The sequence below is a fragment of the Alteromonas alvinellae genome (assembly GCF_902705805.1).
In genome coordinates, this window is record NZ_CACSIH010000222.1 from 1 (window position 1) to 13,233 (window position 13,233).

Annotated in this window: 11 protein-coding genes; 7 read left to right on the top strand and 4 right to left on the bottom strand. The window is 45.5% G+C overall.

The window, feature by feature from the left end; all coding sequences use genetic code 11:
• On the top strand, window positions 1-330 hold a 330-nt coding region (locus ACX5KA_RS17270; RefSeq protein ID WP_458731753.1), incomplete at its 5' end, for an alpha/beta hydrolase family protein.
• Between the two features lie 230 nt (window positions 331-560).
• Here the strand turns inward: ACX5KA_RS17270 and ACX5KA_RS17275 are convergent.
• On the bottom strand, window positions 561-935 hold the full coding sequence (locus ACX5KA_RS17275) for a PH domain-containing protein (protein WP_014950757.1): 375 nt from the start codon (window positions 933-935) through the stop codon (window positions 561-563).
• Window positions 936-946: 11 nt separating this feature from the next.
• The gene (locus tag ACX5KA_RS17280) at window positions 947-3,925 is read right to left on the bottom strand and encodes a putative bifunctional diguanylate cyclase/phosphodiesterase (protein ID WP_458731754.1); all 2,979 of its coding nucleotides are present in this window, start codon (window positions 3,923-3,925) and stop codon (window positions 947-949) included.
• Window positions 3,926-4,120: 195 nt separating this feature from the next.
• Between ACX5KA_RS17280 and ACX5KA_RS17285 the strand changes: the two genes are divergently transcribed.
• From ACX5KA_RS17285 to ACX5KA_RS17300, 4 genes are all read left to right on the top strand, one after another.
• Complete coding sequence (locus ACX5KA_RS17285) at window positions 4,121-5,161, top strand: serine/threonine dehydratase (protein ID WP_239220167.1); 1,041 nt, start codon at window positions 4,121-4,123, stop codon at window positions 5,159-5,161.
• 88 nt (window positions 5,162-5,249) lie between these two features.
• Window positions 5,250-6,950: an amidohydrolase gene (locus tag ACX5KA_RS17290; protein ID WP_458731755.1), complete on the top strand. Its 1,701-nt coding sequence runs from the start codon at window positions 5,250-5,252 to the stop codon at window positions 6,948-6,950.
• Complete coding sequence (locus tag ACX5KA_RS17295; RefSeq protein ID WP_458731756.1) at window positions 6,947-8,344, top strand: APC family permease; 1,398 nt, start codon at window positions 6,947-6,949, stop codon at window positions 8,342-8,344. The genes ACX5KA_RS17290 and ACX5KA_RS17295 overlap by 4 nt, the downstream gene beginning before the upstream one ends.
• Window positions 8,345-8,347: 3 nt before the next feature.
• On the top strand, window positions 8,348-8,989 hold the full coding sequence (locus ACX5KA_RS17300) for an MBL fold metallo-hydrolase (protein WP_458731757.1): 642 nt from the start codon (window positions 8,348-8,350) through the stop codon (window positions 8,987-8,989).
• A 161-nt stretch (window positions 8,990-9,150) separates the two neighbouring features.
• Here the strand turns inward: ACX5KA_RS17300 and ACX5KA_RS17305 are convergent, their stop codons facing one another.
• A complete protein-coding gene (locus tag ACX5KA_RS17305; protein WP_458731758.1) occupies window positions 9,151-9,666 on the bottom strand; it encodes a lactoylglutathione lyase family protein in 516 nt (171 codons plus the stop codon).
• A gap of 167 nt (window positions 9,667-9,833) precedes the next feature.
• On the opposite strand from ACX5KA_RS17305, the gene ACX5KA_RS17310 reads away from it, so the two are divergent.
• Window positions 9,834-10,898 (top strand): LysR family transcriptional regulator, encoded by a 1,065-nt coding sequence (locus ACX5KA_RS17310; RefSeq protein ID WP_458731759.1) that lies wholly within the window; start codon window positions 9,834-9,836, stop codon window positions 10,896-10,898.
• Between the two features lie 139 nt (window positions 10,899-11,037).
• Here ACX5KA_RS17310 and ACX5KA_RS17315 read toward each other — a convergent pair whose 3' ends face one another.
• Window positions 11,038-11,871 (bottom strand): class II glutamine amidotransferase, encoded by an 834-nt coding sequence (locus tag ACX5KA_RS17315; RefSeq protein ID WP_039216369.1) that lies wholly within the window; start codon window positions 11,869-11,871, stop codon window positions 11,038-11,040.
• Window positions 11,872-12,189: 318 nt separating this feature from the next.
• Between ACX5KA_RS17315 and ACX5KA_RS17320 the strand changes: the two genes are divergently transcribed.
• A complete protein-coding gene (locus ACX5KA_RS17320; protein ID WP_458731760.1) occupies window positions 12,190-13,167 on the top strand; it encodes a hypothetical protein in 978 nt (325 codons plus the stop codon).
• Window positions 13,168-13,233 lie beyond the last annotated feature (66 nt).

Sequence of the window (13,233 nt, forward strand, 5' to 3'; positions counted from 1 at the left end):
GAGGCGACAACTATCCTGACACAGGGGGATACCCACTACACTGAACGCTACATGGGCAACCCAAATACGGATGACGATGCTTACACTGCGTCATCAGTATTCCCTTACGCAAAAGATCTGAAGGGCGACCTTTTGATTTACCACGGCATGGCAGATGACAACGTGTTGTTTACCCATTCAACAATGCTCTACAAGCACCTTCAAGACTTGGCAATTCCATTTGAAACTATGGATTACCCGGGCAAGAAACACAGCATCCGTGGTAAGCAAACGGGCATTCATTTATACAAAACTATTACTAACTTCTTTAACCGTAACTTGAAAGACTAATACGGTTAGAGCCTGGGGCATGTTGATCTCTGTACATCTAAGCTCAACAAGCCCTAGAAAGCAGTAAAAAGCAAAAAGCGATGCTTATGAAGCATCGCTTTTTTTTGGTCAGTTTAATTAACGCTTATTTTGTGCATGTTTGCGTTGTAGCGCTTTGTGCACTTGCAGGGTGATTAGACTTTCTTTACTTGCTACTTCAAAGCATCTATCAAGTATTACAAATGCAGAAACTAGCTAAACATCTGGGTTGCTAGGTTTTGCTGTACCGCCTGAGCAGACGATGCACTTAGTTCAATCTCAATTGGATCGGCTTTGCCCGATAGCCAAATTTTAAGTTCGGCGTCAGTATCAAAATGCCCTGCCGTCTCAACGATAAACTGCGTAATAGATTTATAAGGTATTGAATGATAGTTCACTTTACGCCCGGTAAGGCCTTGTTTATCAATAAGGATTAGGCGCTTGTTTGTGAATACACTCAAATCGCGCACTAATTTAAACGCAGAGGTAACGGTTTCGTTAGCAGCAAGTATAGGCGTAAGCTCTTCTTGAACATCTGAAGCGCTAGTCTCGCTTGCATTACCCATGATGGTATCAAATAAACCCATGACTTTTCCTTTTAGGCAGAGGCAAGTTTAACTCGCCATTGAACTCTATGCGCCAGCGGCTTGGGTTTATCTAAAGCGAAGCCTTGACCGAAATCTACTTTAAGGTCTCGTAAAACCTCTGCGGTCGAGTTATCGACCACAAACTCGGCCACGGTCTGTTTACCCATACTGTGCGCGATATTATTTATCGCAGTTACTGTAGCATGATCGATAGGATCGTGAACGATATTTCGCACAAAGGAGCCGTCAATCTTAACGTAATCAACATCTAAATTTTTAAGGTAGGTGAACGAGGACATACCTGCACCAAAGTCATCTAAGGCAAAGCTACACCCCAAATCACGTAGTGTAGAAATGAAGTGTTTAGCAGCGCTTAAATTAGTTACCGCTGTTGTCTCTGTAATCTCAAAACAAATTTTCTCAGCAGGTACAGAAGTACTTTGCATACGCTTTGCAATCTTATGCAGCGCCATTTCATCACCCAATGTAATACCCGATAAATTAATCGCGACTTTGCCCACGGTATCGATGTGAGCAGGATTACTTTCAAGGGTTTTAAGGGTGTTATCTACCACCCACATATCCACTTTGTTCATTAAACCGTGACGCTCTGCCAACGGGATAAAAAGCCCTGGACTTATAAGGCCACTGTCTTTTGCATGTAGGCGCAGCAAAATCTCGTAATGCTGAAGCTGGGCGGCCTTTTCTTGATTGGGCACGTTAAGCGGCATGATAGCTTGGCTATACAACTCAAAACCGTCGTTTTGTAATGCGTGGTGCAAGGCATGTAGCACCTGATTTTCACTATCATCAATGGCCATTTGCGAGTCGTTGTCATGAAACACAAAGTAACGGTTTCGCCCCAAGTGTTTGGCTTTGTAACACGCGTTGTCAGCAGCTTTAATTAACGCTTCTGCACTTTGTGTACTCTCGTTTATTTCGATAACGCCAATGCTTGCCCCCACAAAGAACAACTTGTCGTCATAAACGAAACGATAATTTGAAATCGCCAATAAAAGCTTGTCTAGGCGCTTTGTCACCTCATCCAAACTTTGATTGCGAAATATAATGCAGAACTCGTCTCCCCCTATTCGGGCAAGCAGATCTTGCCCATTCACGTATTGCCTAAATATGGTGGAGATTTCTTTTAACAGCTTATCGCCGGCTGGATGACCACAGCTGTCGTTTACTAATTTGAATCGATCCATATCGATAAAGCACATCACGCTTTGCTTGGGGTAAGCGCGAGTCGAATTGATGCTCGCCACTTTTTCAAAATCAACGTGGTTTAAAGCCTTGCTCTCGCCCTGCTGACCAGCCGCTTTATGCGTTTCATCAAGGATCTCTCGCAGTTTTTCATCAAATGCATAGCGATTAAACAGCCCGGTTAACTGGTCATGGTTTGCTTGAAAATACACTTCTTCCTGCAGCGCCAGCTCTTTGGTCACATCACGTGCTATGCCTTCAACGGCAACCAGTAATCCTTGCTTGTCGACAATGGGCGTGTCTGAAAATTCAATCGCTAACGGTTCGCCGACCTTGCCTTGATAATGCACAATATAAGGCTCGGGCTTTTCGCCACGGGCAATGGTTTGACGTATCTCAAACGTCTCGTCAGGTACTTGGCGAACGTACTTCGACTCGTTTGCACAGAAGTCTTCTGCGCTAAACCCTAAAATCTTTTCAATACCTGCGCTCACATACATAAAGTTGTGCTCAACGGTCTTGGTGTAAACAAAGTGGCGGTGCATGCCGTCAACTAAGCGGCGATACTTTTCTTCGCTACGCTTTAAATCGTGCTGGGCGCGAAAACGTTCGGTCACGTCCCTTACGGTTACCGCAATATTGTCACCGGCTTTTACCACCTGAACTTTTATCCATTGAGGCGCAATCTTATCGCTATGAATGGCAAGGTGAGCTTCATAAGGCACGCCAAGTTCAGCAACGTTTTTGGCGTTTTTAAATTCACTGCTTAAACCTAAATAACGCGTTTGCTCGGCTAAGCTCATAGACCGCAATACATCGCATGCACCGCGAAATAGGTAGCGACTGTATGAGTTTGCTTCTACTAGAGAAAAGTCGTCATCTGTTGGCTGATAAATAAGAAGCGCATCAAGGGAGGCTTCGCTTGCGGTGAGGTAACGCTGCTGACTTAAAGACAAATTAACCGCACCTTTAAGCTGCTTGTGCAGCACATAGCTCACTAGCGCTGACATCAACAGCCCAATCATAATAATTAACAAGCCAGCGTTATATGGGCTTAGCTGAGACTGCATGGAAAGGTAAAAATCGCGTTCTAAAAAACTGAACGGCAAAAGTGACACAATGGTGCCATCGTTGACTAACTCACCGCTTTGAAAAAGCGTTGCACTGTCGGCGTTAAGCTGAAAGTTAAACTGTGGGCCTACTAACTCGCCTAACATCACGGTTAATATGGTTTGTACGTCGAACCCCGCCACCAAAAATCCGTGCTCAGGCTCTTGAGGGCTTATGGCCCTGCCCACAACGATAAAGTGATGTTGAGCAGCATCTGAATACAAAAGCGTGCTTTCCAAATCCTCGGACAAACGCGATATGCTGATTCCCAACGCATCCATAGGATGGCCAATAAGGCTGTTGTCTATACGGGTTTTGATACCGGAAGATGGCGTTGCCACCCACGCTATCTCACCGTTAGCATCGACAAATACCAGCGATGAAAAGCCTCGCTGCATGCCCATCAATGACAGGGCTTGCGCATTAAACCAGTCAACTTGGTTTGGCTCAAAGGTGGGCCAGTTTCGCATTAGGTTGTGCAGCGCTTGAATACGTTCGCTTGAGAAAACTTCAAGACTAATTTTTACCTGCTCTGCAACCGACTGCGCTTTAGAAATACGTGCTGCGCGTTCATCGTTTTGGATAAAAACACCAGCTGAAACAAATAAAAAGGTTAGAAAAAGAAACAAAACCGTAGGTAAGGCGTAAATACGATGGTTGTGTTTGCTTAACATGTGCCTGTCTCCGGTAACTTGCGCCGGTATACTAAAGAAGGTTTATGAAATAAATATGAATTGTCTTATGTGGTATAGGCTCTGGCGTTATCTAATAGTATCTGGCACTGTAAGGCTTCCGATTTCCTTTTAGTGCGTAAAAGCCCTTGTCGGCGCTACCCCATTAAAAACTCAAGATGAAAAGAGCGTTACGTAATGAGTATTTCCCCAAATTTCGAAGATATAAAACAAGCCTATGAACGAATAAAAGGCGACGTAAAGAAAACGCCAATTGTTGAATCTTCGTTGCTCAACAAATGGATGGGCAACCGCATTCTGTTTAAAGCGGAGTGCTTACAGACCATTGGGGCATTCAAAATTCGCGGCGCCATGAATTTTTTAGCCCGCTTGAAAGAGGAAGGTCGTTTACCGAAGCATGTAGTTGCCAATAGTTCTGGAAATCATGCACAGGCGGTAGCCTATGCAGCAGCTCACTTTGGTATTAAGGCCACTATTTTTGCGAGTGAGACCATTTCGCCGATTAAAGCTGCTGCTACGCAAAGCTATGGTGCTGAATTAAAACTATTTCCTACCCGTCCAGAAGCAGACGCTGCTGTCGAGCAAGCCTCAAAAGCACCAGACACGGTCTGGATACCGCCGTTTAACCACAAGGATATTGTGGCAGGACAAGGCACGGCAACGTTAGAAGCGCTTAACGAAATTGGTGAGGTGGATGCTGTCTTTGCGCCTTGCGGAGGCGGAGGGTTATTGTCGGGCTCATTGCTGGCAACTCGCGCACTACAGCCAAATGCATTGGTCATTGGCGCTGAGCCTGCCGAGGCGAATGATGCCTCTATGTCGTTGCAAGCTGGTGAGATCATTGCCTTAGACTATGCACCAAATACCTTAGCAGACGGCGCTGCCACGCCTTCTGTTGGCGATGTTACGTTCCCTATATTGCAAGAAATAGATGATTTCTATGAAGTGGACGAGCTGCAAATTGCTTATTGGACCCAATGGCTACATCATTTATTAAAGCTTCATATAGAGCCCACATGTGCGATGACCATGGCTGCAGTAGCGGCTTGGGCTGCCAACACCCCGCCTGGGCAAACCGCTCTTGTTATATTGAGTGGTGGAAACATAAGTCAGGCGAGTATGGCTAAGATTTGGGAGAGAGATTTTTTGCTGCAGCCTCCTATCCTTGACCTTGATGACGAAGATGAACTTGAAGAAACTGAGCGTGTTGAGGCATAGCGTTTTGTTAGCGCACAGCTATCGAAATTTGGACAACTCGGTATAAGAACAAAGAATAAAACAGAAATAAAAAAGGCAGAAACTCACTATGAACTCTACATTGTCGGCACTGACATTTAAAAAGCACTCGCTTTCAAAATTGCTAACCGCAACGTTTGCAACAGCGGCAACGTTAGGTGCTATGACCACCACGCTTACGGTAGATGCTGCAACGCTAGTCGAGAACGTAAAAGGCTATACGTTAAATGAAAGTGGCAAACTGATTACGTTTAAAAACCTTGTCATTGATGAAGGCAAAGTAGTTGCATTAGATATCGACAAAGATAACACGCCTGTCGATAGCACTATTGATGGCAAAGGCAAAGTCATGCTACCCGGGCTTATCGACGCTCACGGGCATTTGCTTGGCTTAGGCGCAAACTTGTTGGAAGTCGATTTGCGAGAAAGTAGCAGTGCACAAGACGCGGCCAAGACAGTTGCCGAATACGCCTTTGCAAATGGACAACAAGCTTGGATTACCGGGCGCGGTTGGAACCAGGAATTGTGGTCTGACAGAGCGTTTCCAACAGCGGCTGATCTAGATAAAGTAATTTCTGACCGACCTGTGGCACTAGCTCGCGTAGACAGCCACGCTACCTGGGTGAACAGTAAAGCGATGGAAATTGCGGGTATAACTAAAGACACCCCATCGCCTGCAGGGGGCGAAATCATTAAAGACGCTGACGGTAATCCTACCGGTGTTTTCATTGATAATGCATCGCAATTAATAGAAGCGCACTTGCCTAAAGCAAGCAGCGCTATTTACGAGCAACAATTACATGCAGCAGGTGAGCACTTACTAGCAAACGGCGTTACGTCAATGCACGATGCTGGCATAGACAGAGACGTTTACGATTTCTATTTAAAAGAAGCGGTAGAAGGTGACTTGCCTGTGCGTATTTATGCCATGGTGAGTGCGACGGATCCTGAATTAAGCACCATGCTAGGCAATGGCACTATTCGCGATAAAGACGACTTTTTATATATTCGTTCAGTTAAAGCTTATGGCGATGGCGCACTAGGTAGCCGAGGCGCAGCATTGCTTGAACCATATTCAGATGCGCCGCATCAACATGGTTTACTGTTAACTCAACCAGAAGACATGACCCAACTGTTTGCCACAGTTATCGGTGCAGGCTTTCAGCTTAACTACCATGCTATTGGCGATAAAGCTAACCATGTTGCACTGAACGAGTTTGAAGCAACGTTTAAGAGTATTGGCGGCAGTGAACTGCGCAACCGCATTGAGCATGCACAAGTGATTGCGCCAGATGACCTAGCCCGCTTTGCTTCGCTAAAGGTTTTACCTTCCATGCAGCCAACTCATGCCACCAGCGATAAAAACATGGCGGAAGATCGACTAGGCAAAGAGCGTATAAAAGGCGCGTACGCATGGAAAACGCTACTCGATTCGGGCATAGCACTGCCTTTAGGCTCTGATTTCCCCGTTGAGCTTGCTAACCCATTTTACGGTCTTCACGCTGCAGTTACGCGCCAAGACAGAAACAATCAGCCCGTAAAAGGCTGGTATACCCACGAAGCGTTAACCATAGAACAAGCCTTTAAAGGGTTTACGTTAGATGCAGCCTATTCAGGGCACATGGAAGATACCTTAGGCACACTAACCCCAGGAAAATGGGCAGACTTTATCTTGGTCGACCAAGATATTTTTACTATTGATGCCAAAGACATTTGGAAAACCGAAGTACACGCTACTTATGTGGCTGGAGAAGAAGTTTTTTCTAAATGAGCAATGATAACAAGAGCCTGTTAACCAAAGGGATTGGCGGCATTGGCGCTGCCCTTTTGGTGTTAAATGGCCTCATTGGGGCGGGCATTTTTGCTCTGCCCGCTAAAATGGCCGCTGAACTTGGCGCTTTCAGCCCCTACATCTTTTTGATTTTTGGCGCGCTAATGCTGGCCATTGTATGGTGTTTTGGGCAGCTAGCGGCGCTGTACCAAGAAACCGGTGGACCTGTGGTATACGCCCAGAAAGGCTTTGGCGACGCAGCGGCGTTCCAAACTGGCTTTATTTACTACTTGGCTCGCGCAACGGCGATTGCCGCCAACATGCACGTGTTATTGCTGTACGCCGGCTATGTGTGGCCCGAACTGAATGCGGGAATAGGCAAGTCATTCGCTATTATCGCGCTTACCACAGCACTAATCGTAGTGAATATTGTCGGCCTTAAGGCCGCCATGCGTTCACTTGATACTATCTCGGTGCTAAAACTGCTGCCTTTCGTGGCGCTTATTGCGGTTGGTTACTGGCAGCTCGATTTTTCTACTGCGCTAGCACGTTCTTCGGAAACCGTTGTGCCAGCATTTGACACCATATCTGCCGGTGCCCTACTTACGCTTTACGCCTTTATTGGTTTTGAAACGGTAGTGGTCACAAGCGGCGAGACCAGTTCGCCGAAAAAGACCATACCTCGGGCTTTAATGCTTACGGTTTCAGGTATTGCCATATTTTACTTTTGCGTACAGTGGCTTTATTGGCACACAGTAGGGCCTGCAGAGTCGGATAGTGCACCGCTTATCGCACTCGCCAATATGATATTTGGCGAAACTGGGGCGCTTATAATGACGCTAACCGCCGTGGTGTCGGTTGCCGGTAACTTACTGGCAAATATGATTTCTACGTCTCGGCTAACGTTCTCTATGGCGCAGCAGTCACTTATTCCAGGTAAACTCGGACAGAAGTTAGGCGAGATTCATGCGTCCTTTGCTACCCCAGCTGTTTCCATATCAATACTGGGAATATTTGCAGGAGCTATGGCACTTAGCGGTAGCTTTGTGTGGCTGGCTATTTCAAGCGTGCTTGCCCGGCTTGTGGTTTACGCCGTGTGTGTAGTGGTGCTGATAAAAGCGCATCGGGCTTCATTGCAGAGCGCTACTTCACAAAGCAGCATGCATCAAGATACTTCTGAGAAAGACGCTTACCTTAAAGGTTCTGCAGGCCCATTCGTCAGCCCTGTAAACCTGTTTCGACGTCTGATACCCTTTGTCGCACTAGGGGTTTGCGCATGGTCTATTGCACAGTCGTCAACCAACGCATGGCTATTTTTACTGGGAGAATTAGTGGTTGGCGCACTTCTTTATTTTTTTTATTTCGCTCCAAGCAACAAAGAATCAAAAGGTTAAACAGTGGAAATTCAAGTTATACCCGTTACGCCCTTTGCCCAAAACTGTTCTTTAATTTGGGACTCATCCACTAAAAAAGGCGCGTTTGTCGACCCAGGTGGCGACGTTGAAACGTTAATTGAAGCTGCTACAAATAAAGGAGTGAGTATAGAAAAAATCATACTTACTCATGGACACTTAGATCATGTAGGTGGCACTGTCGCCATCGCAGAACATTACGGTGTACCTATTGTAGGGCCTCATATTGGCGACAAATTTTGGTTAGATGCCCTTATGCAGCAAAGCCAGATGTTTGGCTTTCCACCCGCTCAACCTTTTATTCCCAACGAGTGGTTAAACGACAACGATACCATTTCAGTGGGCAATTTAACGCTAGAAGTGCTGCATTGCCCGGGTCATACACCTGGTCATGTCGTGCTGGTAGAACGCTCAAGTAATCGCGTTATTGTGGGGGATGTCATTTTCGCAGGCTCTATTGGCAGAACTGATTTCCCACAAGGTAATCATCAGCAATTAATAGACTCGATTAAACAGAAAATTATGGTGTTGCCGGATGATATGACGATTTACCCGGGTCACGGACCAACCACTACGGTTGCAACCGAAAAGGCCACGAACCCTTATGTTTCGGGTCAATTCGGATAAAACCTCACGTTGTATCAGCGGTTAAAGAACAAAGAGGCGAGGTGCGTTGAACAAGCTTTTGCTTGTTTCGCCCTCGCTTTTCTCTTATTTAACGCCTACTTATTTAACGCCTGCCACATGCAAGCTTGAAGCGATAAGTAACAGACCTTACCAACTAATGCTTATTCGTATGCACCGCTAGCATAATGCAATTCATAGCTGTGGCTATAAATTTCGAGGATGTTGCCAAACGGGTCTTCCATGTAAATCATGCGGTAAGGCTTTTCACCCGGATAATAATAACGCGGCGCCCTCATTCGCTTTTTACCACCAGCAGCGACAATCTTCTCAGCCAAGCCTTCAACATCTGGGTCTTGAACACAGAAATGAAAGATACCGGTTTTCCAATATTCAAAGTTGTTTTCTGGGTTCTCTTGGTTGCTGAACTCAAAAATTTCAACACCAACACGATCACCTGTTGAAAGGTGAGCAATGCGGAATTTCCCCCAACCTGGACCAAATACATCGGTACACATTTCACCAATGGCCGAGTCATCTTCAACAATCTCGGTTGGCTTCATGATGAGGTACCAGCCAAGTACTTCGGTATAAAATTTCACGGCAGCTTCTAAGTCAGGTACTGAAATTCCAATATGAGAAAACGTACGTGGATACGGTGTTTTTACTGCTTCAGTCATCACTTACTCCTATGTAGTGCAAGTTATCAAAATGGCTTAAGCGGCGGCCTTTTCAAGAAGGCCAACTCGAACACCGCTTAAGTGAATGTGCATACATAGTAGCTAGACAAAGATTAAACATGAAATTATGATATTTTTTAAATTTAATAATTTTAAATTATAGAAAAATGATAAACCCTATTTGGCTAGACACCTTTATCACGTTAGTAGAAACGGGGAACTTTACGCGCACCGCAGAGCAACGATTTATGACGCAGCCAGGCGTAAGTCAGCACCTTAAGAAACTGGAAGAGGTATGTCAGTGTGAATTAGTCGTCCGTTTAGGCAAGGGCATTCAGCTAACTGAACAGGGCCAGCGTGTGTACCACTATGCCAAGGACAAGCAGGAAAAAGAGCAAGATTTTATTGCCAGCTTAAAGTTTGACGCCCCTTTTGAAGGTAAGTGCATAGTGGCCTGCTCAGGCGCGATTGCTCAGCGTATTTACCCTGCTCTGCTGGCACTGCAAAAGCAGCATAGCGCGCTTAATATTCACGTGGAAGTCGCACCTCGTCGTACTATTTTGTCAGGCATTGCGAACAATACGCTGGAGCTTGGCATTGTGACAAACCAGCCAGAGAGCGAAGATATACATAGTGAGTATTTAGGCGAAGAAGCATTGGGGCTTATTCTACCGCGTAGCCTACCTGATGCGCTTGCTGCGCAGATTCCTGAGTTATCTGAAAACGCACAGGGTTTTATTTCGGATTCAGGTTCAGGTTCAGGTTCGGGTTTGGGTTCGGGTTTGGGTTCGGGTTCGGGTTCGGGTTCGGGTTCGGGAGCAAAAGTAGCAAGCGTATCTGGAAAAGCAAAGAGCAAAACTGATGATGCTAGTTCGTTAAAAGACATCCTTAACCATCTAGGGCTTATTAATCACCCTGATGCTATGCACTACTTGCAGCGCTATTTTAACGATTGCGGAGAAGCTGAGTTAGCCAACATTAATCCGAATAAGCTACCTCATACCGGCTACATCAACCAACTTTCGCAAATTCTGCTGCCGGTAAGCGAAGGGTTAGGATACACTGTGCTACCCACTAGCACACTAGACTTTGTGTCTTTTGCCGACAAACTTACTGTCTACAAAGCAAAAAATGAAGTAACCGAGCCCCTATACAGTGTTCAAACACCCCACAGCGCTCTACCCGCCCGCTACCAAGCAGTTAAACAAGCCATCACCCAAGTATTGGGTTAAAAATGGGTTCAGAGTACATTATCGATCAAGCTAACCTGAGTATTGGGGTCAGAGTACATTATTACGCTGGGTTACTAACTCAGCGCCGAGCTTTTTGAGAGCGGGGCAATTAAAGTTACTCTGACCCCACAATTCGTGATTAGTCGTGAAGCGATGGATCTGGTGCAACCATTTCGGCTTCTTTTTTGTGTTCAGGGACATCCACTTTACCCGAGGCTATGACTTCGCCTTCCTGCCATAACTTCCACTCGCCCCGTTCGTAGATATCCCACTGTTCATCGTTTGTTAGCGGTTCAGTAGCAATAATGCTCACTACATCTTTTGGCGTGGTTTCAGCTGCAAAATCAATTTCCACCTCTACATCACTCAAACAAGCGGGGCCAAAAGGTGCTCTGCGGGTAATGCTAGCTAACTTTGTACTACAGAAGGTAAATAACCAGTCGCCATTGCTCAGTAAGCAATTGAATACACCTTGCTGAGCGTACTCCTTTGCAAGTGAAACTAACTTTTCAGCTAACTGCTCAGGCATAGCGTCTCGAGGGAGGTTTTGCCTAACGTTATTCATAATATCGCAGAAAAGCTCTTCGCTATCGGTATCCCCAACTGCTTCGTAAACACCCGTCCGGCGCGAGAAATTAGGTAGTTGTCCGTTGTGCGCAAACACCCAGTATCGCCCCCACAGTTCGCGAGTAAAGGGATGCGTGTTAGCTAAGTTAATGTTACCCACATTAGCCTGACGAATATGGCAAATCGCATTCTTGCTTTTTATAGGCAACTTCGAAACAAAGTCTGCGATGGGTGATGTGGCGCAAGGCTCGGGATCGTGAAACATACGCACGCCCTTCCCTTCATAAAAAGCAACGCCCCAGCCGTCTTTATGCGGCCCTGTTTCACCACCGCGGCGAGTCAGCCCGGTAAAACTAAAACATAGGTCAGTAGGAGTGTTCGCACTCATGCCTAAAAGTTCACACACAACGTTTATCACCTATAGCAGTTATTTCATTAAGTATGTCGAGAATACGCAAGCACTCGAGCCGAATCAATTCGACATTGGTCCGTAATAAAGGAGAAGCGGCAGACTTTACAACTCATTCACCTTTTTAAAGCCAATGACCTTCATATCACTTTATTTTAATTGAATTGCGTAAAAACGTCCGTTTTATGTTTACCTCCCCTTTCATTTGCGATAAATAATAATGATAATCAATTACAAACAAACTATTCTTTCATATATATGATGCGCTACCACTCTTTCTCGATTTATTCGCACTTCGTCATTGTTATGTGTTCGATGTTATTACCTTACACTTCTTTTGCTAACGAGGTTTCGCCTTCAACTCATATCGCTAACACTGGGAACTACGAGGTAAATCAAACCTTTAAGCATTTATTAAGCGAACATCAAATCGTGGCAATTGGTGATATACACGGCTCCGCAGCACCGACCGAGCTCTTAATCAACGCTCTGTCTGATCGTGATATCTTTGAGAGTGTCGACGTTATTGTGACTGAGTTCGGTAATAGCCATTACCAGCCCGAGTTGGATGATTATCTGCTTAACCCCAATACAAAGGTTTCACTGCAAGAGTTAGAGCCTTTGTGGCAGGACAGTATTTATTTTATGGCGTGGCAATATGAGCATTACCGACATTTTGTGCAGACACTAAGGTTACTCAATGCATCGTCAAACCATAAAGTGCGCATAGCTCTAGCTGAACCAGAGTTTAAATGGGAAGGATTGAGCAAAGAGCAATGGCAGTCTCTCACCAAAACACGCATTGTTAACTATGAAAAAACTGTGAAGCAGATAGCTGAACAAAAAGATAAAGCGATTCTTCTGTTTGGCGCAATGCATACATTAAAGCAACCGGTGTCGTTAAAGCGCGGGGAAGCAATCAATGAGTTTGTGCCCTTTACTTCTAAGCTTAAGGACCTAAATATTGCGACAATATGGACCCATTTTTCTACATCGACAATACCTGACATTTCTACTCCTACGCTCGTTTTGCTTAACGAAAAGAATGAATTGAACTCCCCTTTATCCAGCGTTTCAGCACGATTTGCAGACGGCACAAATCAAAAGCTTTCAGACGTTGCTGACGCATACTATTACCCAGGCCCTTTGGACCGACATGCGCCAGTGCCTTTACGTATTAAACGAGACAGCCAGTGGCACCACGAGATGAATCGACGCGCCGCAATAGTTGACGAACGAGTCTCAACACAAATCGCTAAGCAATTAGCTGAATGGCAAGCCGAAACCGACTAGCAATACGAAATTATGGGGTCAGAGTACTTTTTTAGTAATGTACTCTGACCCTGAGGGATCCCCACG

Bases quoted from the DNA above. Each gene is read 5' to 3' on its own strand.
- ACX5KA_RS17310 (WP_458731759.1), top strand. From the start codon at position 9,834: ATGATAAACCCTATTTGGCTAGACACCTTTATCACGTTAGTAGAAACG.
- ACX5KA_RS17275 (WP_014950757.1), bottom strand. From the start codon at position 935: ATGGGTTTATTTGATACCATCATGGGTAATGCAAGCGAGACTAGCGCT.
- ACX5KA_RS17285 (WP_239220167.1), top strand. From the start codon at position 4,121: ATGAGTATTTCCCCAAATTTCGAAGATATAAAACAAGCCTATGAACGA.
- ACX5KA_RS17320 (WP_458731760.1), top strand. From the start codon at position 12,190: ATGTTATTACCTTACACTTCTTTTGCTAACGAGGTTTCGCCTTCAACT.
- ACX5KA_RS17295 (WP_458731756.1), top strand. From the start codon at position 6,947: ATGAGCAATGATAACAAGAGCCTGTTAACCAAAGGGATTGGCGGCATT.
- ACX5KA_RS17305 (WP_458731758.1), bottom strand. From the start codon at position 9,666: ATGACTGAAGCAGTAAAAACACCGTATCCACGTACGTTTTCTCATATT.
- ACX5KA_RS17280 (WP_458731754.1), bottom strand. From the start codon at position 3,925: ATGTTAAGCAAACACAACCATCGTATTTACGCCTTACCTACGGTTTTG.
- ACX5KA_RS17290 (WP_458731755.1), top strand. From the start codon at position 5,250: ATGAACTCTACATTGTCGGCACTGACATTTAAAAAGCACTCGCTTTCA.